Origin of the sequence: Pedobacter sp. Leaf41 (genome assembly GCF_001422545.1) — a bacterium.
Taxonomy (GTDB): Bacteria; Bacteroidota; Bacteroidia; order Sphingobacteriales; family Sphingobacteriaceae; genus Pedobacter.
Window position 1 is genome coordinate 932,203 of sequence record NZ_LMLE01000001.1, and the last position, 21,096, is coordinate 953,298.

Annotated in this window: 20 protein-coding genes; 14 read left to right on the forward strand and 6 right to left on the reverse strand. The window is 35.3% G+C overall.

What is annotated here, in order from left to right; all coding sequences use genetic code 11:
- Positions 1–24: 24 nt before the first annotated feature.
- Positions 25–1,497 carry a glycoside hydrolase family 130 protein gene (locus tag ASE92_RS03950; RefSeq protein WP_056848764.1) on the forward strand — a complete coding sequence of 491 codons (1,473 nt, stop codon included), beginning with the start codon at positions 25–27 and terminating at the stop codon, positions 1,495–1,497.
- A gap of 69 nt (positions 1,498–1,566) precedes the next feature.
- On the opposite strand, the gene ASE92_RS03955 is transcribed toward ASE92_RS03950, so the two are convergent.
- Positions 1,567–3,840 carry a glycosyltransferase gene (locus tag ASE92_RS03955; RefSeq protein ID WP_056848765.1) on the reverse strand — a complete coding sequence of 758 codons (2,274 nt, stop codon included), beginning with the start codon at positions 3,838–3,840 and terminating at the stop codon, positions 1,567–1,569.
- A 136-nt stretch (positions 3,841–3,976) separates the two neighbouring features.
- On the opposite strand from ASE92_RS03955, the gene ASE92_RS03960 reads away from it, so the two are divergent.
- Entirely contained in the window at positions 3,977–4,747 is a 771-nt protein-coding gene (locus ASE92_RS03960) for a Ku protein (protein ID WP_056849277.1), read from the forward strand.
- Positions 4,748–4,800: 53 nt separating this feature from the next.
- Here ASE92_RS03960 and ASE92_RS03965 read toward each other — a convergent pair whose 3' ends face one another.
- Positions 4,801–5,919 carry an alpha/beta hydrolase gene (locus tag ASE92_RS03965; protein WP_056848766.1) on the reverse strand — a complete coding sequence of 373 codons (1,119 nt, stop codon included), beginning with the start codon at positions 5,917–5,919 and terminating at the stop codon, positions 4,801–4,803.
- A gap of 139 nt (positions 5,920–6,058) precedes the next feature.
- Between ASE92_RS03965 and ASE92_RS03970 the strand changes: the two genes are divergently transcribed.
- The 3 genes from ASE92_RS03970 (at position 6,059) to ASE92_RS03975 (ending at position 7,507) form a co-directional block, all read left to right on the forward strand.
- Positions 6,059–6,427: an STAS/SEC14 domain-containing protein gene (locus ASE92_RS03970; RefSeq protein ID WP_056848767.1), complete on the forward strand. Its 369-nt coding sequence runs from the start codon at positions 6,059–6,061 to the stop codon at positions 6,425–6,427.
- A 111-nt stretch (positions 6,428–6,538) separates the two neighbouring features.
- Positions 6,539–6,691, forward strand: coding sequence for a hypothetical protein (locus ASE92_RS21065; protein WP_157255625.1), 153 nt, complete (start codon positions 6,539–6,541; stop codon positions 6,689–6,691).
- Between the two features lie 9 nt (positions 6,692–6,700).
- Positions 6,701–7,507, forward strand: a complete 807-nt coding sequence (locus ASE92_RS03975) for a mechanosensitive ion channel family protein (protein WP_056848768.1) — start codon at positions 6,701–6,703, stop codon at positions 7,505–7,507.
- Between the two features lies 1 nt (position 7,508).
- On the opposite strand, the gene ASE92_RS03980 is transcribed toward ASE92_RS03975, so the two are convergent.
- Entirely contained in the window at positions 7,509–7,859 is a 351-nt protein-coding gene (locus tag ASE92_RS03980) for a response regulator transcription factor (protein ID WP_235527277.1), read from the reverse strand.
- A 164-nt stretch (positions 7,860–8,023) separates the two neighbouring features.
- Here ASE92_RS03980 and ASE92_RS03985 point away from each other — a divergent pair, with 164 nt between their 5' ends.
- The 4 genes from ASE92_RS03985 to ASE92_RS04000 all read left to right on the forward strand — a co-directional run bounded on the left by ASE92_RS03985 (position 8,024) and on the right by ASE92_RS04000 (position 11,684).
- Positions 8,024–10,234 carry an ATP-binding protein gene (locus tag ASE92_RS03985; protein ID WP_056848770.1) on the forward strand — a complete coding sequence of 737 codons (2,211 nt, stop codon included), beginning with the start codon at positions 8,024–8,026 and terminating at the stop codon, positions 10,232–10,234.
- Position 10,235: 1 nt separating this feature from the next.
- The gene (locus ASE92_RS03990; protein WP_056849278.1) at positions 10,236–10,652 is read left to right on the forward strand and encodes a response regulator; all 417 of its coding nucleotides are present in this window, start codon (positions 10,236–10,238) and stop codon (positions 10,650–10,652) included.
- 84 nt (positions 10,653–10,736) lie between these two features.
- Positions 10,737–11,321, forward strand: a complete 585-nt coding sequence (locus tag ASE92_RS03995; RefSeq protein ID WP_056848771.1) for a biliverdin-producing heme oxygenase — start codon at positions 10,737–10,739, stop codon at positions 11,319–11,321.
- 183 nt (positions 11,322–11,504) lie between these two features.
- Positions 11,505–11,684 (forward strand): hypothetical protein, encoded by a 180-nt coding sequence (locus ASE92_RS04000; RefSeq protein ID WP_010602585.1) that lies wholly within the window; start codon positions 11,505–11,507, stop codon positions 11,682–11,684.
- A gap of 496 nt (positions 11,685–12,180) precedes the next feature.
- On the opposite strand, the gene ASE92_RS04005 is transcribed toward ASE92_RS04000, so the two are convergent.
- Together ASE92_RS04005 and ASE92_RS04010 are read right to left on the reverse strand one after the other, a co-directional pair.
- A complete protein-coding gene (locus tag ASE92_RS04005; protein ID WP_056848772.1) occupies positions 12,181–12,768 on the reverse strand; it encodes an HmuY family protein in 588 nt (195 codons plus the stop codon).
- Positions 12,769–12,801: 33 nt separating this feature from the next.
- The gene (locus tag ASE92_RS04010) at positions 12,802–14,874 is read right to left on the reverse strand and encodes a TonB-dependent siderophore receptor (protein ID WP_056848773.1); all 2,073 of its coding nucleotides are present in this window, start codon (positions 14,872–14,874) and stop codon (positions 12,802–12,804) included.
- Between the two features lie 100 nt (positions 14,875–14,974).
- Between ASE92_RS04010 and ASE92_RS04015 the strand changes: the two genes are divergently transcribed.
- On the forward strand, positions 14,975–15,907 hold the full coding sequence (locus tag ASE92_RS04015; RefSeq protein WP_056848774.1) for an AraC family transcriptional regulator: 933 nt from the start codon (positions 14,975–14,977) through the stop codon (positions 15,905–15,907).
- Between the two features lie 27 nt (positions 15,908–15,934).
- On the opposite strand, the gene ASE92_RS04020 is transcribed toward ASE92_RS04015, so the two are convergent.
- Positions 15,935–16,951 carry a LacI family DNA-binding transcriptional regulator gene (locus ASE92_RS04020; protein ID WP_056848775.1) on the reverse strand — a complete coding sequence of 339 codons (1,017 nt, stop codon included), beginning with the start codon at positions 16,949–16,951 and terminating at the stop codon, positions 15,935–15,937.
- Positions 16,952–17,104: 153 nt separating this feature from the next.
- Here ASE92_RS04020 and ASE92_RS04025 point away from each other — a divergent pair, with 153 nt between their 5' ends.
- From ASE92_RS04025 to ASE92_RS04040, 4 genes are all read left to right on the forward strand, one after another.
- Positions 17,105–18,457, forward strand: coding sequence for a Gfo/Idh/MocA family protein (locus tag ASE92_RS04025; protein WP_056848776.1), 1,353 nt, complete (start codon positions 17,105–17,107; stop codon positions 18,455–18,457).
- Between the two features lie 293 nt (positions 18,458–18,750).
- Positions 18,751–19,842 (forward strand): MBL fold metallo-hydrolase, encoded by a 1,092-nt coding sequence (locus tag ASE92_RS04030; RefSeq protein ID WP_056848777.1) that lies wholly within the window; start codon positions 18,751–18,753, stop codon positions 19,840–19,842.
- A 53-nt stretch (positions 19,843–19,895) separates the two neighbouring features.
- Positions 19,896–20,258: a hypothetical protein gene (locus ASE92_RS04035; RefSeq protein ID WP_056848778.1), complete on the forward strand. Its 363-nt coding sequence runs from the start codon at positions 19,896–19,898 to the stop codon at positions 20,256–20,258.
- Between the two features lie 66 nt (positions 20,259–20,324).
- Positions 20,325–21,095 (forward strand): hypothetical protein, encoded by a 771-nt coding sequence (locus ASE92_RS04040; protein ID WP_056848779.1) that lies wholly within the window; start codon positions 20,325–20,327, stop codon positions 21,093–21,095.
- The last annotated feature ends 1 nt before the right edge of the window (position 21,096 follow it).

Sequence of the window (21,096 nt, forward strand, 5' to 3'; positions counted from 1 at the left end):
ATTAACGATCAAATCAACATAAAAATGAGATTATACATTGAACGAAAACCCGTTAAGGTAAACCCCGATACCAAACGTGTTATTGCCCGTTTTTTTTTTAACGGAGAGGAAAGAGCGCTTGAGGTGATAAGAAAAGTTTTAGAGTTTTCTGATGAAAAAGTTTTCTCCTTAATATCGCCAATTCTGCAGGAATACTCAAAACGACATAGGAATATCACAAAGATTTTAAATCGGCATTGTAAAAAACTTAAAAAGCAGTTTACCATGTTAAATACCGATATGGAAGACCTTGATCAATATAAAAGGTTACTGATCGGTGCTTACTTTACACACGAATATTCAATTGAATCTGCTGCTTTTTTTAATCCCAGTATTGTAGATGATCCTGATCAAACGGATTTAGTGGAAGGCGAGAAAAGAGTAATTATAAGCTTCAGAGCTGTTGGGGAAGGCCACATTTCATCGATTGTTTTCCGAAGGGCATTAATTGATAAAAATAATAATATTCAGGTGCTGCCGGTAGGCGATTATGTAGATGAAGCTGAGGTGGTGAAAAATGCAATTTATGTTAAAAAACTTTTCCTAAAAAAGGCTGCCTACGCACAAATTGATCCTTCGGTTTTAGAGGAGATTGAAGCTAAATTAGATGATAAGTTTGAGTATACTACACTAAGTAATATCATTAAAGATTCTAAAAGCTTACATAAAGATAACCCAATCAAATCGGTTGAATTCGATAAAGTGCTTTGGCTTTCTGATACCTACCACACGATAAGTTTTTCAAAAGATACCGATATTTCCGATCGTGTTATTTTCCCGATCTCAGAGTTCGAAAGAAAAGGAATTGAAGATGCCAGGTTTGTAAAATTTATAAAAGATGATGGAAGAGTAGTGTATTACGCAACTTATACCGCATTTGATGGATCACTTATCATTCCGAAATTAGTACAAACGGAGGATTTCTATGAGTTTAAAGTGATTCCGCTTTATGGAGATGGCGCACAAAATAAAAATTTAGCGTTATTCCCCCGGAAAATAAACGGGAAATATGTGATGATGAGTAGGATAGATGGTTGGAATAATTACATCATGTTCTCTGACAAAGTGAATGTTTGGGAAAATCCAATTTTGCTAAAACAGCCACGTTACTGTTGGGAGCTCGTGCAGATAGGAAACTGTGGTTCGCCGATTGAAACTGACAAAGGTTGGCTGGTAATCACCCATGGTGTTGGCCCAATGAGGAGATATTGTATCGGAGCAGTGTTGTTAGATTTAGAAGACCCAACCAAAGAAATAGGACATTTAATGGAACCACTAATTATACCAAATAATGATGAGCGTGAAGGTTATGTTCCAAACGTGGTCTATTCTTGTGGATCAATAATCAGTAACGGGGAGCTTATTATACCTTATGGTTTATCCGATTATAGTTCTTCATTCGCAACCGTAAATCTAGAGTTACTTTTAAATCGCTTGTTAGAAAACAACGATAAATAGTTAAATTCTAATGCACAAAAAAAGGCTGATTCAAATGATGAATCAGCCTTTTTTATTTGCTCGAACAGTTTATTTTGCTACTTTTTCGTTTTCTACCAACGGAGAAGACAATGTTGCATATTCAGCCTCGGCAGCCTTTAATACGGCTAAATGTGAGATAAAATAAGCTAGCGTACTTTCAGCGCCTTGATTTCTATTCACACTGTTAAATTGCAAGCCATCGGCACAGCCATGCGTTTCGAAATCGTACAGAGGAATATGAAGGCTGTTTTTGCCTAAAAACCATTCATAACTCACCTGCATTAGGTTAAGATATTTCTCATCTTTGGTAATTTCATAGGTTTTAGCGTAAAGCAGTACCATCGCCATTGTTTCAATAGCTTGCTGATCATATATTGGATTTTTACCATGCTTTTTCATCCAACCATCATTCCCAACTGGATTCAAATAACCATTTTCGAAAGAAAACTTATTCAAAAACTCAATACTTTCCATGGCAATTTTATACGATTCTATATTACCTGTAGCTTCATAATGATGAAGAAGCGCCAACGGTAAAATGGCGTTATCGTAAGTCAAAATATCTTCAAACCAATGCCATTCACCATCTTTATTAATGTTATATGCTTTTTTAAGTGTATTGGCCAAAGTGTTAATTTCATTAATTAGTAATTCATCGCCGTGGTGCGTTTTTAAATAATAAGCTACTCCAATGATGGTATTGGCCTGGCCTCTCATATATTTCAAACTTTTAAAATGAGAAACGGAATGTGAGAATAATTCTCTTCCGAATTCTCGGTAAGAGTTATTTGGGGCAACATTTATCAAATAACCTAATGACCAAATGGTACGGCCAAACGAATCTTCAGATCCAACTTCATCCAGATAATTTCTATTAAAGCTTAAAAAATTCCTAAAATTTCCATCTTCCCGCTGCATATATTGAATGAAACTTAAATAGACTGGAATTAGCTTCAGCGCTTTTTGATTTTTATCTTGCTCAAAAGCCATTAAAGCCATAATTAATGCTCTGGCATTATCATCTATACAGTATCCTTCCTTCAAGTTTGGTATTCCAAAACGGGCATGCTGTATAATTCCAGTATCATCAGTCAATAAGGAGATATGACTTAAATTTAAAGCTGGCATTCCTTCAACATCAATAATAGGCGGCACAACTCTCGATGGTTTCTGACCTGCAAATAATGCCTCATCCAAAACGTTCATGTAAACATTTCCAATAGCTGGCCACCTTAAATTTAACCCATATTGATATGCATTTAATTTAAGTTGTTGATGCTTATTTTGATCATTCAATAATTCATTCACCACATTTGCTAGCTGCTCATCGTTTTTAAAATCGAACAACCTACCTCTGTTATCTGCAAGTAATTCTTGCGCATGCCAATAGGGAGTAGAAACTACAGCTGCACCTGCTCCAATAGCATATGATAATGTTCCACTGGTAATTTGCGCTTCATTTAAATATGGAGTAACATAAATGTAGCAGGCAGTTAAATATTGATGTAATTCCTCTTCAGAAACAAATTTATTTACAAATGCAATGTTACTTTCCACACCCAGCTCCTTGGCCAAAGCTTTAAGGCTATCGCGATATTCCTCTCCATTATGTTTGACCACACCTGGATGTGTGTTTCCTAGAATCACATATAAAACATCAGGATGTTGGGCGACAATGCTCGGAAGCGCCTTTATCATCGTTTCTAATCCCTTATTACGACTAATTAAGCCAAAGGTGAATAGCACTTTTCTATTTCTAAATAATTCACTTTGAGCAACTTCATTATTTAAAATCGGCTCCAGGTCTGGAACGCCATGTTCAATTAATTTTATCGATGATTGTGGAATTTGGTAAATGCTGGTTAAAAATAAAACTGCTTTTTTACTCATCACCACTATTTTCGAAGATTTTAATGCAATCTCTTTAATAATGGTTTGTTGCATAAAATTGGGTTCCTTTAAAACCGTATGTAAGATGGTAATGAAAGGCTTTTTTAATCTATTGATAAATGAGAGTAAAAATACCCCGCTATTACCACCATAAATCCCAAATTCGTGTTCGATGATGCAGGTTTCAATATCACTGTTATTTATGAAATCTGCAGCTTCTAAATAATCTTGCTGATTCTGCTGTCTGATTACAAACTTAACTTCCTTTGGATAGGCATGCTCATCAAGATTATCTGATTCATTTAATGCGACAACAAAACTGTTTTGAGCATCATAAGAAGAGTTTAAGCTTAAAGCGTTAACTAAATTCTGATTGAATGTTGCTAACCCGCATTCGCGTGGAGGATAAGTGGATATGTATGCAATCTTCATAAGTACTAATAGGTTGATATACCTTATTTAACATAGCCGATGGTAAATGGTTTTATTTTCGATAGATTTCACTTGATTATGACAAAACAATATGAATTATCGTCTTGTTACCTATAAAATTTTAAACATTATTGCTATGAGATCGATTTGGAAAGGTTCAATTGGATTTGGTTTGGTTAATATTCCTGTAAAATTGTTTTCAGGAGTGCAAACTACGCACCTGGATTTTGATATGCTTGATGAACGCGATCATGAAAAAATTAGGTACATGCGTGTAAATGATAAAACGCATAAGGAAGTACCTTTTGATAAAATTGTTAAGGGACATTTTCTGAAAGACAAATACATTATTTTAGATAAACACGATTTCGAAGAAGCTTCACCAGAAAAAACTAAAATTATTGAACTCGAAAATTTTGTCGATATCAAAGAGATTAATCCTATTTATTATGAAACCTCATATTATACAGAACCAGAGAAGCAGGGTCGAAAAGCCTATGCACTGCTATTAAAAGCATTAGAAAAATCTGCCAAAGCCGGTGTAGCTCGGTTTGTTTTGAGAAATACCGAAAACCTTTGTGTTATTCATCCCATGGAGGGTGTAATTGTGATTACCAAAATTCGGTTTGAACAAGAAATCAGAAGTTTATCAGACATTAATAAAGTAACGGATATCACAATTACTAAAAAGGAGATGGATGTAGGTTTAGCATTGATTAAACAATATAGTTCGAAATTTGATTTAAGTGCTTTTAAGGATGATTATAGCGAAGAATTGTTAAAGATAATTAAGGCAAAAGCCAAAGGCAAACGAGCTACAGTGAAGAAAATGAAACCACAAAAAGCGACGAGCGATGATTTATATGATCAATTGATGCAAAGTTTGGGATCAAAAAAAGGAGCTTAAGGATGTTGGATTGAAAAAAAAAGGAGGCCTTATCGCCTCCTTTTTTCGGCATCTTACTTGAAGGAAGCCTTTAACTGTTCTGCTGCATAAGCTTGAGCCGCTTTAGCTTCTGGAACAACAAGGGCCATTCCGAAAAATTCATGTGTTACGCCTTCATAATTTCTGCTATTGACCTTCACGCCAGCGTCAGATAGTTTATTGGCTAATATTGTTCCATCATCATGCAAAGGATCAATTTCTGCAGTGATGATAGTGGTAGGAGGTAAGCCTTTTAGATTTGCATTTACCAGCGAAATTTTTGGATTTTGTGCTTCAATCATTGTGGTTAAGTATTTTTCTGTAAACCAACCCATCATTGCTTTATTTAATGGTTTAGCATTGGCATAAAGCTTATAAGATTCTGTATCCATATTTGATTGTGTAATAGGATAAATCAAGACCTCGTGTATAGGGATCATTATATTTTTATCTCTTGCCGTAATAGATACATTCGCTGCTAAATTGCCACCGGCACTCTCGCCAACAACAGCAATTTTCGCTGGATCACCATTTAGGCTAACTGCGTTTTTAACTACCCATTCATAGGCTGCAAACGCATCATCGTGCGCCGTTGGGAATTTACTTTCTGGAGCAAGCCTGTAGGCAACTGATACCACTACAGCATTAACCTGCTCGGCTAATCCCTGTGCAGAGGCATTATAAACATCTAAGTTTGCAATAACAAAACCGCCACCATGATAATAAACAATCAAAGGATAGGGACCATTTCCGGCTTTAGGGGTATAAATGCGGACATGAATTTTTCCACCAGCAACATTAATGTCTTTACCGCTGGTATCAACTTGAGGTGCTGGAACTTTGATCTCATTTTGCTTTACTAAATCCATAACGGCATCAGTTGGCGTGTGGTTTTTACGAGCAGCAGCTGGGTCTAACGTTTCCAAAGGCTGATCTCCATAACTCACTAGCTTTTCAATTACAGTTTGCATTTCCGGTTTAATTGTTTTGCCCCATTCTGGCGGAGGACCAGCGGGTTTTAGCGCCACGACAGCTGACGAATCGGCCATTACAGAATCTGTAGTGTTTGTTGTTTTATCTCCACTGGTGCAGGCAGATAGTGAGATCGCCAGCGCAAAAAAGGCAGATGACAACTTTAATAGATTGGTTTTCATAGGAATTTTAGTTTTTATAAATGCTTTTTCTATAACGTTATCAAGAAGTTAGGGTTTCGTTTTACGTACAACCTTTTAGAATTTAGTCCCTTTCCAAACATCTACACCAATAAACTTGTTCTATAAAAAACTAAATAATATGTTAACAGAAATTACAGGGTTACCCGATAATGTATTTGGTGTGAGGGCTACCGGCGAAGTTACCAGTGATGATTTGAAGAACGTATTGCTGCCAGGCTTAAAACGAACGGCAGATCGATTTGACGAAATAAGGTACTTATTGGTACTAGAAACTGATGTAAAGAATTTTACCGCTGGTGCCTGGGTTCAAGATGCTAAGGCAGGGCTACAAAATTTCACTAAATGGAAGAAAATAGCTGTTGTAAGCCACGAGAAAAGTGTAGAATGGTTTTCAGATGCATTCTCAATAGCAACTCCAGGTTCATCAAAGGGTTTTAAATCAGATGAAATAGAAGAAGCCAAAGCGTGGTTAATTACTGAAAACTAAATTAAATAATCAAATCTGAAATCCGCTCCATTTCACGCTGCAATCGGGATGAATAATTTAGGTGGCGCATGAAGTGAGTAGGGTTTTGTTACCTTAAATAATGATAAACAGATGAAAAATTCAAAAACTTCGGCAGAAAAAAGCAAAGCTACTGCACCAAAAGATGAAAAAGCAAAAGGAGCCGATGAAAAGGTTACTTCGGCAAAAGACGCTAAAAAAGTAGATGTGAGCAAGGAGTCGCCTAAAAAAGACAAAAGTAAGTGAGTTTAATTTATGAAGATAGATTCGGATAATATTAATCGGTTTTACGATAAAATTTTTGATTGGGTAATAGCGAAAGGTCCGGCTGTTCTTTTAGGTATTGCTGTATTAATTGTTGGTTTATGGCTTATTAAAATTTTTAGTAAATGGTCAAAAGCAGCAATGACGCGGAGGGCGGTAAATCCTTCGTTGACACCGTTTCTTACCAGTTTAATTATCATTACGCTAAGAGTGCTCTTGGTTTTAACTGTGATGCAAATTATCGGAATCCAACTGACGTTTTTAACTGTATTAGTTGGTGGTATTGGAGTAGCCGCCGGTTTAGCATTATCAGGTACTTTACAAAATTTTGCAAGCGGCGTTTTGATACTATTGCTCAAACCATTTGTGGTAGGCGATAATATTATTGCTCAGGGGCAGGAAGGCACAGTAAAATCAATACAGATTTTCTATACCATTGTGAAAACTTTCGACAACAGATCAGTAGTAATACCGAACAGTAAATTATCGAATGAAGTAATCATCAACATCAGCAAAGAAGGAATAAGAAGGCTAGATATTGAAATTAAGTTCAGTTACGGTATTGAATTCGAACAAATAGTCAAAGTTTTTAATCAAACGGTTGATGAATTTAAAAAATGCCTCAACACTCCAGAACGTAGAATAGGGGTATCGACTTTGGAAGATAGTGGTTACAAAGTGGCCATGAACATTTGGGTGAAAGCTCATGGGTTTATGGATACCAAGTTATCTTTTCAGCAAGAGTTAATGAAAAATTTAAAAAATGGCGGGGTAAAATTACCTGGAATGCCAGACTAATTTATGCTTTCAGAAGTGCATAAATCTTGTCCATCAGCTCATCAATATTAAACGGTTTTGCCATAAAGTCATCTGCAGAAACTCCATCAAGTGTGTAATTAGTGGCATTATAACGTGCGGAAATCATTAACACAGGAATATGATTGGTTGACGCTTTCTCTTTCAATTCTTTCAAAAGAACTCTTCCGTCAATATCCGGCAGCATGATATCCATGATGATAACATCTGGATTAAACTCGGATACATGCTCAATAAAATCTGCGCCTTTGTTTAACCCCGCTACATTAAAAGCTTCGCTTTCTAAAATAAGAGTAATAACATCTAAAATTGCATGGTTATCTTCTATAACCAAAATGTTCTTTTTTGACAAGGTTGGGATGATTTTTAAATTTTGAACAAAGATAAAATAAAAAATAAATCTCTAAACTGAATATAGCAAATTAGAGTCATTCTAAAAGAACAGTAATATTTGCCGTTTCGAAAATTCTAATACTTTTGTAAGTGCTAATACATCCTATGAATAAATTTTCTGTTGATTTAACCAATTGTGATAAAGAGCCTATTCACATTCCCGGCAAAATTCAGTCGCATGGTTTTCTAATCGCTATCAATAAAATTGATTTCACTATCACCTATATAAGTGAGAACACAAGCGATTATGTTTCTACACCAGCTAAAAATTTATTAAATCAGCCTATTTCGGTATTGTCAAATCATTTCTCTCATGAACCTGATTTTAATATTGAAAACTTATTGAAGTTAGGGGTGATTAGGAAAAGTTTCGATGCCATTAGTCCATATCCCATTGCAATAAACGAAAAGCCATTTTATCTTATTATAAATACTTCAGTTAACGATTGGCTTTTAGAATTTGAGCCAGTAAGTTTACAATATGATATTCAAAGTTTAGTTGGCAGATCGGCCTCTGCAATGCTGCAAGGTAAATCGGTATCGGCCTTATTAAAAGGAGCCGCTACCGAAGTTAAAAAGCTTATTGGTTATGATCGTATCATGATTTATAAGTTTTTAGATGATGGACATGGCGAAGTGGTAGCCGAAGAAAGGGAAGATCATTTAGAGCCATTTTTTGGTTTACATTATCCAGCGACAGATATTCCGAAACAAGCAAGAGAATTGTATAAGCTAAGCTTAACACGCCTAATTGCAGATGTTAATACCGATGATTCTCCTATAATAACTTTCAACGAAACCACCGCATTAGATTTAACTAACGGAAGTTTGAGAGCTGTTTCGCCTATCCATATCCAATATCTAAAAAATATGGGGGTGTATTCGAGCTTTAGCATTTCGCTAATCGCAAACGGCGAGTTATGGGGTTTGATTGCTTGTCATAATTATAGTTCCAAATTTATCGATTATAAAGCTCGCGAAGGCGCTAAGCTCATTGGCGAAATTTTGTCTTCTGCATTGGAATACAGACAGGAAGAAGAAAATTCGGAAACAGTGGAATTATTCAATAACACTGCGAATGTACTATCTGAACACCTCAATAGAGATAAGTATTTAATTGAAGCATTAACCAATTACGATAAAACGTTACTGAATGTTACTCATGGAACCGGTGTGGCAATTGTTTTCGAAAACGAGCTAAAAACAATTGGTGAGGTTCCTGATGATGAGTCAATCTGGGATTTAGTAGCCTGGCTTAAAGATAATAGCGACGAATCGATTTATTATACGCATCGACTTTCCGAAATTTTTCATCCAGCGAAGAAGTATAAAGACATAGCATCTGGAATATTGGCATGTTCGCTAAGTAAAGATCCTGTTGAAATTATGATTTGGTTTAAGCCGGAACAAATATCGACCGTTAATTGGGCAGGAAATCCTGATAAACCCGTAACCGCTTTTGTGGATGGATTAGCGAGTTTATCTCCAAGAAAGTCTTTCGAAACTTGGTCAGAAGTGGTCAATAATACCTCCGAGAAATGGATGCCGGAAGAGATTACTTCCGTTTTACGCATCCGGGAAATCATCGTTGCTCACATTAATAAGAAAGCCAACGAGATTAGACTGTTAAATGAGAAGCTACAATCAGCTTATGAGGAACTGGATACCTTTAGTTATACCATTTCTCACGATTTGAGAACACCACTTACCTCTATAAAAACCTATGCAGAGCTGATGTTGAAAAACAAAACGCTGGATGATAAGGGAAAAAACATGCTGGATAGGATTATTAACAGTGCTAACAAAATGAATTTTCTAATCAAGGAGATTTTAAATTTAGCTCGCGTGGGCCGTTCTGAGATCGTTTTTGAGACGGTAAATATGCAATCGTTACTAGCTGAAGTTAGTGCTGAGGTGTGGTCGGCTTTTAAAGCAGACAATGCCGAATTGATTTTAGGGCAATTGGTTGATCTGAAAGGTGATAAAACAATGATCGCTCAAGTTTTTACAAATCTTATCAGCAATGCTGTAAAATACTCATCAATGGTTAAAAGCCCTAAAATTGAAGTGAGTGCTGTTATAGATGGTGGAGAAACTATTTATGCGATTAAAGATAATGGTATGGGAATTGATAACCGTTATTACGACAGGGTCTTTGAGCTTTTTAAGCGCATGGAAAATGTTAAGGATATTGAGGGAACAGGTGTGGGTTTAGCCATTGTAAAAAGAATAGTTGAAAGACATAATGGTAGGGTTTGGTTTGAAAGCAAACTTCATGTAGGTTCGACGTTTTATGTGGCTTTTAAAAATAAATAGAATGACGCCAGACATATTTTATGTAGAAGATGATACGGATTATGCATTTTTTATGCAGAACGCCGTTCAAGAAGTTAAAGAAACACTAAATTTAAGTATTGTAGAAGACGGCAAAGAGGCTTTGGAAAAATTGCAGGCTTTCGCTGATACTAAAACAAAACCGAAATTAATTTTATTGGATTTAAACTTACCAGGTTTGTCTGGGTTAGATTTACTGAAATTTATTAGAGATATTCCTTACTTAAAATCTGTTCCGGTGATTTTATTCTCCACCTCAGATCATCCGGATGATGTAAAAGCATCAATAGAGTTTGGTGCCAATGCTTATTTAACCAAACCCGATGGCTATGATAACTTACTGAAATGTGTTCATTCCGTACACGATTTTTGGTTTAACCAGCATTTACGTTTAAATTAATTTTTTTTAGATATAACAATAAAGATTCGGGCTTCAATCCGAATCTTTTCTTTTTTACAATTTAATTTTAGATATCACCTAAATATGATTGCCAATTTATTGAGAACGGAAACCGCTGAAAATCATGCGGCATTAGAATCTTTAATGTTCGTAAATGAAATTATGAACAATACATTAAGCATTGAGAACTATAAAAAACTACTAACCATTAATTACATTATACATCAAAAATTAGAAAATAAGTTAGCCAATATGTTAGATAATGATTTGGCTGATCGATTGGATATGAAGAACAGACTAAAGTTAGCTGCGTTGGAAAAGGACCTGGCGTATTGGCAAATTGATAGTTTGACTTTGCCAGCGCTTAACTTCGAATTATTTGTGGCTGAAAAAAACAATGCAGAAGTATTAGGCGCATTATATGTGTTGGAAGGTGCTACACTGGGTGGAAACGTAATTAAAAAGCATATTTTGGCTAACCCTAATTTTTCTAATCACGAAGGCGGTTTAAACTATTATGGTGTTTATGGGGAAGAGTTAGGCTCAAAATGGAAAAATTTTGTAACTATACTGAATGAAAGTGTTATAAGTGCTGATTACGAGCGATGCGTTAGAAGCGCTAATGAAACCTTTAATAATTTGATCAAGTTATCAAAACAGCTAAATTAGGTTTTCAAATTCGGCCTGATAAAATCGAAAAAATACATCTATAATACTGCTAAGGCATTTTTTTGATTGTTAGAATGTGCAAAACTTCTTTCAAATTAAAATTTGCTTTCTGTTGTTAATTCAAGGTAAATATGTATTATTGAAAAAAATAAATTTTTTAAACCTTAAAAACATCAATTAGCGATGGAAAAATTCTCAAAAGTTAAAGCTGCTGTTGCTGCGATTGAAGCAGATGTAGAAAAATTTTATAATGCTGGCAATGCAGCTGCTGGTACTCGTGTGCGTAAAGCAATGCAAGATCTTAAAGTTTTAGCACAAGAAATCCGTGCAGAAGTAACTGACAAGAAAAACTCTGGAAAATAATATTTCGCGAGTAAGAACAAAAAGGGTTTCGGTATGCCGGAGCCCTTTTTGCGTTTAGTGCATTTTGAGTAGCTATCGTTATCCCAAACTTACTATCTGCAAAAGAGTGGCAAATCTCAATCATTAGTTTGCAGTTTGTAACGTTACTAACGCTAACAGTCAATTTGCTTATTAAAGTTAGTAACTTTTAAAAGACAGTTTGGGAATTAGCATGTGACAATGTAACAATAGAGCAATTCAACAATTAACCCAAAGCCCTATAAAAGATAAAGCTCCCCATCGCGGGGAGCATCTATCCAACTAACAAAACATATTTTTAATTTGAGGGCAATTAATTCAAGTGATCTTTTTTTAACTAATTAATATTCGATTACAGGTTTGCCGCGTGTGCCGCCATCGCGAAATAAAGCTGTAGAATTTTGATTTATACACTTTACCGGTAGCAACTTTTACAACATAGAAAAATTTTGATTCAACATAATTATTTGTTAACTGTTTATTTTAAATTAGTTGTACCATCAGCTTGATAGGCAAATTGAAAGGTATAGTATGAAGAAGCTGGTCTCGTTGCTAGATCAGCAAAGGCAGCAGTACTGGTATTTGGGTTTCCTTTATAATAACTTATCATTTCAACTTTAGCATACTTACTATCAGTAGTTTTTATCAAAATAATTTTACCAGAAACTGGAAAAATAGCATGATTAGGTACTGACGTAGTACCAGTATATGTATACCAATTGGCTACATTCCCAACTACATAACCAGATGTTGGTGCAGTAGTATATGAACTAAAAATACCATCAGCTAATTGAACAGATCCACTTGTTGCAATAGTTGTAGTAGAGAAACTTATATCCCATGCTTCTGTTGATTTTACCTCTTTATTTAAAGCTAAACTATAATAGACTGTCCCTTTTGGAAGACCTGATATTGCATCTAGGGGAGGGTGAAGATCGTTTACTTTATTAACTTTTAGATCTGCTTTTACCACAGGCGCTGTGTCACTATCTTTTTTACATGATGCAAAAGCCATAATTAATAAGCCTAATACTAATCCAATGGTAATTTTTCTAATTGATTTCATTTTAATTGTTTATTTAATTTATATTTATTTAGATTATTTGATGCTATAGGTAAGGCCTCCATAAAATAGTCGCCCAGGAAGATTGCTAATGAAATTTATATTCTTGTAATCAAATACATTATCTACGCTGAATTGAAGGCGTAATCTATCTTTGATTAATAATTTACTTACTGATGCATTAAAAAGGGTATAGCCTTTAACATATTCGCTATCCATGTTTACCATTCCGTTCCCATCTAAATCGCTTACCCCATATTTACCTCGATATATTGCTCTTAAGGAAGCAAAAACACCATCTTTTGCATTATTATAGGCAATTGCTGCATTAGCCATATATTTAGAGCGATTAAGTAAACCTCCATAATCACTTAATTTAACCAATTTGGTTTCGTTAGTATTTGGATCACGCATATATACTTTACCATTCTTTATTCGGTCAACATCATCTCGGTTGTAAGCATCTAAATATTGAAAGCCTACAGAAATTTGAAACACCTTAATTGGTGCGTAACTTATATCGGTTTCAACACCTTGCGTGCTCACGCGATCGATATTAAGGTAAGAAAACACCGATTGGCCATTTGTTTTGGTGGCGATGATTACGGTACTAATTAAATTTTTGATATTGTTTTTAAAAAGATTTACACTTACCTTAACTTTCGGTGTAACTGCATATCTGAAACCTGCATTGTATGATAATGAACTTTCTGCATTTAGCCTTTGTAAACTATTTGGATTAATTAGAATTGATTGTATTTGTCGGGCATTTTGAAGGTCTAAAAGTTTCGCAGCTAAATCTTCGTATCCAAAAACACTATAACCTACTACTGCATTAGTGAAATTTAGGTACAACTGTCTAAAATCTGGGGCCTTATAACCTTTACCTACTGATGTAAGGAAGGTTAGATTATTAAGTAACTGATAACTTGCAGCAAGTTTCGGGCTAAATTGAGATTTATAGACACTATGCATATCATAACGGCCACCAGCAATAATGTTTAATTTAATTAGTGGTGTATAATCGGCTTGAAAATATCCATAACCAGAATTAAATGATTCTAATTGATCATATCTAGTTGCTTTTACGGTTTCGTACTGCGCCCCAATACCACCAGTTAATTTTAAATTGTTTAATAATGAGTAATCTGTTTGAAATTCTGCTCTGCTAAAGTTCTGGGTAAAGTAACTGTCATCATAAACAGTTTGATCGTCCTGATAATTTAAGGCAGATTTTGTGGCATATCTTGAATAATACAATCTTAACGACGATTTGACTTTAGCATTGAAATTAATGTTGTAGGTAGGATTAATATTAAGGTTACTTTCTTTTCCATCGCCCAAAACCAGTCTGTTATCAATGACATAATCGTTCTTCTGAAGATTATTGTAATAACGTACAGATAGGTTTAGATCAGATTTTTTATTGATTTGATAGCCAACTTTAATATTGCCTGTGTAGCCCGAAAAAGGCACAACAGTAGGAGAGCTGCTGTTTTCGATTAACGAATATCCACTGCTGCTATTACGATTAACAAAGGCCGATAAGCTAATTTTTTCATTTTTGTATGATGCATCTAAGCTTATATCGGCTTTATTATTTGTGCCATATCTAGTTGCTACCGATGCCCTAAATCCATCTTTTGGTTTTACTGTAATAATGTTAATTACTCCTGCCATCGCCTCACTTCCGTATAACGAAGATGTAGGGCCTTTTACAATTTCTATTTTATCAATATTAGCCATTGTAATACGTGATAGTTCTAAAGTACCTGATGTGCGACCAATTACCGGTTCTCCATCAATCATAATCATGGTATATTGAGGATCAAAACCTTGCATTTGGATACCCTGGCCATGATCGCTCACAATTGTCAAACCGGTTTGTTCTGCTAGTATTTCGTTTAAGCGAACTATACCTCGGTTTTTTATGTCATCTGCGGTTATTCTAATTATAGGTACTGGCAATTTCATGATATTTTTTTCGGTACGAGTAGCCGTTATAACTACATCTTTCAAGTCAGTTGCCTTGATGGTATCTGTTATAATTTCCTGAGCAAAAGTTAAAAATCCGAAAAACATAAAAAAGATGGATAAATATATTTTCATTTATTTAGACTAATTATAAATAATTGTGCAAATTTGTCGATAATCAGAAACATCAGATAACGCCAAACGGATAATTAATGCCGTGATACGGATTAAAAAAATGGGAATTAAAATATCAGACTATGCTACAGAAGAACCTATTTATTCAAATACCTATCCATATAATTTCGAAGTTGCAAAGGATATTGATGAGCACAGTAGCGAAATAGCGAATGCTGACTATCAATTGAAAATCAGCGAGAAATGGTTTGAAGGTATTCATGTTACTGTTGCAGACATTAAAACGAATCAACCTAAAGATTTTAGATACAGCTCAGCTCAAGAAAATATTGGCTTTCTGTATTGCATGGAAGGAGTAATTTTTATTAATAAGGCCGATGAAGCAAGTGACCCGGTCATTATAAACGCTAATCAACAGTCTATTGCTTTTGGGCAATTAAACAATACCATACTCCATATTAATGGGAGGGTTAAATATCTATATATTCAACTTACCTCATCCTATTATCAAAGAATCGCAAATAAAACATTTGAAGCAGAATCGTTTCCAAAAGAAAAAACGGTAACACCAGAAATGGAGGTACTATTCCAATCCATTATCAATTCAAAATATGCTGGTAGGGCAAATCGGTTGTTTATCGAATCGAAAATTTTTGAACTGATTATATACTATATCGATCAGCAACATACGCCAGCGAGCTTTCTAATTAAGAAAGATGATGTGGATAAAATTTTATCAGCTAAGAAACTTGTTGAGTTTGATCTCCAAAAACCGCATTCGCTTGTCGAATTAGCAAGAAAAGTTGGTATAAACGATTACAAGCTTAAAAAAGGTTTTAAAGAGATTACAGGATATACCGTTTTTGGCTACCTATATAAAATTAGAATGGAACAGGCATACCATTTCCTAGCTCAGGAGAAAAAAAGTGTAAGTGAGGTATCGTATTTAGTAGGTTATAAAAATCCTCAACATTTTATATACGCTTTCAAAAAGCTTTATAAAATTCTACCAGGCAGTTTAAACAAAACCTAAAACTCCACGCAAACGTTTGTGTTAATATTAATCTTTGCCTTCGTTTACAATCAAGTCTGATTCTACTATGGTGTTATAAAATGCCTGGTTTTCTGAATTAGGACTATTCATTAAATCGAGAAGAATGTTTGCGGCTTTCTGTCCCTGCAAATAGGGATATTGTTCTACTGATGCAACTGGTGAATGATCTATATAGCTTATAATGGGTAAGTTAGCATAACTAACGATATCGAAATCATTAACTACATTGATTTTCTTAAAATATTTGATCAAAAATAAGGCAACATAATCATTAAAGGCTACAATTGCAGTTGGTTTCCTTTTATGATTTAAAAATTGATTGGCAGCTTCTATAGTGCCTTTTTCAGTCAAATCGCAATTAACGATCAAAGACGGATCGAACTTCAGCCGGTTAAAGGTAATGGCTTGCATATAACCATCTTTTCTTTCGTCGCTCGCGAACAAGGTAGTCGGCCCATTTATCATTCCAATGCTTCTATGGCCTTTTTTAAGCAGGTAATTTATAGCCTTAACGGTTGCGCTTTCTAAGCTGCAAGCTACATAGTGAACATTTTTTAAGGGAGGAATACGGTCGAAAAATACGACAGGAATATTAAAGGAATTTAATTTTTCAAAGTGATCAAATTTTGAGGTGTCTTTACTTATAGAAACCAACAAGCCATCAACACGTTGGTTTTTCATCTTTTCTACCAACTTCACCTCCTGATCATAATCATCATGCGATTGGGCAAAAATTACAGTATAATTCTTTTTTAAAGCCTCATCTTCAATCGCAGATATAGCCGTGGAGAAAAAATGCTCTGATAGCTCAGGTAAAATCACACCGATAGTATAGGTTTTGCCCTTTTGAAATAAAATTGCAGCATTATTGGGCTCATAATTAAGTGATTTTGCCAACTGCTTAATTTTCTCTCTTGTTACTGCTCCAATACTGGGATGATCATGTAAGCCTCTAGATACGCTAGAAGGAGAAATGTTCAAAAGTCTGGCGATTTCTTTTATAGTGGTTGGTTTGGATTGCATTTTGACTGCTAAACTACTTCTTCGTGATGTAATATTACGAAATTAATCAAACGTTTGCGTTGTTTTTTTACTCCATTTCGTATAATCAATATCTAAATATCGATACATTCGAATATCTTTTAATGGGTAACCAATATAAAATATTCGAGCTTTATGGATAGAAGACAATTTGTTAGAAACGCAGGATTAACCACTGCTGCTTTTGCCGCCCTTCCAGATCAATCTATTTTTGCATCACCCGTTGATGATAAAATTAAAGTGGTGATGATCGGAGTAGGTTTAAGGGGCCAAAATCATTTGGAATTGCTTTTGAAAAGAAATGATGTAGAATTGGTGGCTATCTGCGATATACAAGACAGGATGTTAACAATGACTAAAGCCATTGTTGCGAAAAGCGGTAAGCCAATGCCAAAGATTTTTACAGGTGATGAAAATGTTTGGAGAAAAATGTTGGAACTAAAGGGCATTAAAGCTGTAATCATTTCTACTCCCTGGGAACTGCACAAACCGATGATAATTGGAGCAATAGATGCAGGCATAAAATACGTAGGATCCGAGGTATCGTTGGGAATTAACCTGCAAGATCATTGGGATGTAGTACGCGCTGCTGAAAAAGGAGATGCACATGTGATGATGCTTGAAAATGTTTGTTACCGGAGAGATGTTCTTGCAGCTTTAAACATGGTTCGACAGGGTGTTTTCGGGGAGATGATTCATTTTCAAGGCGGTTACCAGCACGATTTAAGGGAAGTTAAATTTAACGATGGTATTAATCCATACGGACATGGGGTGGAATTTGGTGACAAAGGATTTTCGGAAGCCAAATGGAGAACAAACCATTCTGTTCATCGCAATGGTGATTTATATCCTACACACGGTGTCGGCCCGATTGCTCAATGTATAGATATTAATAGGGGAAACCGGTTTTTGAAGTTAAATTCCTTTGCAACCAAATCTCGTGGCTTACATAACTATATTGTTGAAAAAGGAGGTGCAAACCATCCGAATGCTAAAGTGAATTTCAGATTAGGAGATATTGTAACTACCACAATTGATTGTGCAAACGGCGAAACGATTATTTTGCAGCATGATACTAATTTACCACGCCCTTACTCTTTAGGTTTCCGTTTTCAGGGTACAAAAGGTTTATGGATGGATGTAAACAAAAGTATTTACGTAGAAGGCATCAGTAAACCACATGCTTGGGATAATGCTAAAGAGTGGCTGGAAAAGTATGATCATCCGCTATGGAAAAAATACGGAAATGATGCCCAGGGTGCAGGACATGGTGGTATGGATTTTTTTGTTGTGAACGCGTTTATCGAATCAGCGAAGAGAAACCAACCTACGCCGCTTGATGTTTATGACGCTGCAACTTGGAGCGCCATTACACCGTTAAGTGAACTATCAATAGAGTTAGGAAACGAAACAGTGGAGTTTCCAGATTTTACAGGAGGCAAATGGATGAGTAGAAAGCCAATATTTGCTCAAAATGATGATTATTGATAGGAAGAGATTTTGCGATCACTAAGCAAGTGATGAAGCAAAACGAGAAGTGTTATAACCACTCCCCGTTTAATGGCATTTCAAATAAATGAATTCACTTGAATTACATAAGTTATCTAAGCTATATGTTGAGCCGATATCAAAGTTATCACTTTAAAGCGTTCAAAATTAATTTTTATTGAAATTACCAAAGGCCCCAGCAAATTTCTGGGACCTTTTTATTTTGCTTTCGGCTGACTTAAGTATTGAAGTGATGGTGAATCTAATCCGTACATTGGCCAAAATTTTTCTTAATGGTTGCGCTATATTTTTTACTCTTATTTTTCGTCTTATTTTTAGTGATCACCAACCTTCCTGTTTTCGGAAGATTACCAAGAGGATTAAGACTTGAAAGAATCCATCAATTGAGCAATTATCGTGATGGTGCTTTACAAAATCAATCGATCACCCCAATGCAGCCTGAAGGCGTAAGTTTCTTCAAGGTATTGAAAGCTTTCTTGTTCGATAAACATCCAAATAAGATTCCTCAAAAATCTTTAAAACATATCCAACCTGATTTAAATAGTAAACCAGCAACGGCTGCTCCAGAGATTATTTGGTTTGGCCACTCTTCTTATTTAATTAAGATGGATGGTTTAAGGATTTTAGTTGATCCAGTTTTTAGTCAGGTACCGTCTCCATTTTCTTTTATTGGGAGTAAAGCTTTTGCGGGGACTGACTTCGTTAAAACTGAAGATTTTAAAAATCTTGATGTGATTTTAATCACTCATGATCATTATGATCATTTGGACTATCAAAGCATCATAACATTGGCTCCCCATACTGCCAACATTATTACATCAATAGGGGTGGGCTCACATTTGGAAAGATGGGGGATTTCTTCAAACAAGATTAAAGAGTTATGTTGGAATGAAACTACTAGTTTGTTGAATGGAATTACCTTTACAGCGGTACCGGCAAGGCATTTTACAGGACGAAAATTCAAACGTAATCAAACACTGTGGTCGGCGTTTGTGCTGGAGTATAAAAATTGGAAACTTTTTCTAGGCGGAGATTCTGGATACGATAATCATTTTAAAGAAATTGGAACCAGGTTCGGTTCATTTGATATTGCTTTACTCGAATGTGGGCAGTACAATGCCTATTGGCCTCATATACATATGTTTCCCGAAGAAACTGTACAGGCTGCAATTGATTTAAATGCAAAAGTGCTAATGCCTGTGCACTGGGGCAAGTTCAGCTTAGCTATGCATCCCTGGGATGATTCAATAAAAAGAGTGGTTGATGCAGCCCATGGAAAACAAATGCCAATTGTTACTCCTCAATTAGGCGAAACCGTGATTTTAAACACCGAAATGCCAACTTTCAAATGGTGGCTTGATTAATAAAATTTAAACAAAAATATAGTTCTGCTGTTTAAAAACTAAAATCAACTGATATGAAAACCGATCTTGTAGAAATTTTTCAAACCATAAGAGCTAGTGTACAACCATATGCCACTCGAGGTTATACGGTACACGAAAATTCTGAAACGGGTTACGATCTTTATAGCGAAAAAAATATTCAATACGACGACATTAAGGTTACTGAAAGGTTTTTCGTAGGCTTGTACATCAATGGAAGCGAGGTAGAACTTAAGCTGAACAGCAAAGATTTTGCATTTAAAAACCAAGCCCTTATTAGTTTTGGGGATGATAAACTGGGATTGAAAATTTCAGAATTAGATGAAGCTAAATTGAAAGAGATAGAAACATTAGTTGAAATTCTTCACACTCACTTTAAAGAAAATGAATGGATTTAAAGTTGTTTGATTAATTTTGCGCCAATCAGCAAATTAATCGAATAATTGAACATTCTCCAACCACCCATGATATTTGCATGGCACACACTACTTGAATCGGCGCTAGCTGATTTAAATGTGGAGTGCCATTTTTTTTTGGAGGTCGAGTTTAATTTGCTTTCTATTCATAATCAATCCCTTATTATCCATTTAGTAAATATCCACAATACGTTTACACCAAACCAACTCATTGATCTACAGCGAGCATACTTGGTCAAGGGAACCAAGCTTATTCATTTATGGGAAGATGTCTGGTTGAATAAATCTGACCAGGTTTTGGGAAGAATTGCGTCTATCTTAGGATTAAATAAAAGGATACACGGAAGAAAAACCACTGTTCAGAAAATCGATAAGTGTATTGCGAAAACATTTCTTAACGAAAATCATTTACAGGGTTTTGTAAGCAGCAGGCACAAATTTGGGTTGTTTGAAAAAGATGAATTAGTAGCGGTTGGTACTTTTTCTGCACTTCGCAAAATGAATTATGAAGAAAATTATAAATCAGCAGAATTGATCAGGTTCGCGGTGAAGTCTGGATATTCTGTAATTGGAGGGCTAAGTAAGTTAATCACGCACTTTTCAGTGTTGTATAAACCTGAGGATATCATGACTTATGCTGATCGGGATTGGTCGGCGGGAGAGGTTTACCAAAAGTTAAACTTCATCCAAACCGATCTATTAAATCCACAATTTTTTTCGTTAGATATAGATTTCAATCGGATCATAATTAAAACGAATTCATTTTCATCTGCCGCCGTATTTAACACTGGAAGTTTAAAATATATCCTGAAATTTTAAC

Coding starts and splice junctions, on each gene's coding strand:
- ASE92_RS03950 (WP_056848764.1), top strand. CDS start 25: ATGAGATTATACATTGAACGAAAACCCGTTAAGGTAAACCCCGATACC.
- ASE92_RS03955 (WP_056848765.1), bottom strand. CDS start 3,840: ATGAAGATTGCATACATATCCACTTATCCTCCACGCGAATGCGGGTTA.
- ASE92_RS03960 (WP_056849277.1), top strand. CDS start 3,977: ATGAGATCGATTTGGAAAGGTTCAATTGGATTTGGTTTGGTTAATATT.
- ASE92_RS03965 (WP_056848766.1), bottom strand. CDS start 5,919: ATGAAAACCAATCTATTAAAGTTGTCATCTGCCTTTTTTGCGCTGGCG.
- ASE92_RS03970 (WP_056848767.1), top strand. CDS start 6,059: ATGTTAACAGAAATTACAGGGTTACCCGATAATGTATTTGGTGTGAGG.
- ASE92_RS21065 (WP_157255625.1), top strand. CDS start 6,539: ATGAAAAATTCAAAAACTTCGGCAGAAAAAAGCAAAGCTACTGCACCA.
- ASE92_RS03975 (WP_056848768.1), top strand. CDS start 6,701: ATGAAGATAGATTCGGATAATATTAATCGGTTTTACGATAAAATTTTT.
- ASE92_RS03985 (WP_056848770.1), top strand. CDS start 8,024: ATGAATAAATTTTCTGTTGATTTAACCAATTGTGATAAAGAGCCTATT.
- ASE92_RS03990 (WP_056849278.1), top strand. CDS start 10,236: ATGACGCCAGACATATTTTATGTAGAAGATGATACGGATTATGCATTT.
- ASE92_RS03995 (WP_056848771.1), top strand. CDS start 10,737: ATGATTGCCAATTTATTGAGAACGGAAACCGCTGAAAATCATGCGGCA.
- ASE92_RS04000 (WP_010602585.1), top strand. CDS start 11,505: ATGGAAAAATTCTCAAAAGTTAAAGCTGCTGTTGCTGCGATTGAAGCA.
- ASE92_RS04005 (WP_056848772.1), bottom strand. CDS start 12,768: ATGAAATCAATTAGAAAAATTACCATTGGATTAGTATTAGGCTTATTA.
- ASE92_RS04010 (WP_056848773.1), bottom strand. CDS start 14,874: ATGAAAATATATTTATCCATCTTTTTTATGTTTTTCGGATTTTTAACT.
- ASE92_RS04015 (WP_056848774.1), top strand. CDS start 14,975: ATGGGAATTAAAATATCAGACTATGCTACAGAAGAACCTATTTATTCA.
- ASE92_RS04020 (WP_056848775.1), bottom strand. CDS start 16,951: ATGCAATCCAAACCAACCACTATAAAAGAAATCGCCAGACTTTTGAAC.
- ASE92_RS04025 (WP_056848776.1), top strand. CDS start 17,105: ATGGATAGAAGACAATTTGTTAGAAACGCAGGATTAACCACTGCTGCT.
- ASE92_RS04030 (WP_056848777.1), top strand. CDS start 18,751: ATGGTTGCGCTATATTTTTTACTCTTATTTTTCGTCTTATTTTTAGTG.
- ASE92_RS04035 (WP_056848778.1), top strand. CDS start 19,896: ATGAAAACCGATCTTGTAGAAATTTTTCAAACCATAAGAGCTAGTGTA.
- ASE92_RS04040 (WP_056848779.1), top strand. CDS start 20,325: ATGATATTTGCATGGCACACACTACTTGAATCGGCGCTAGCTGATTTA.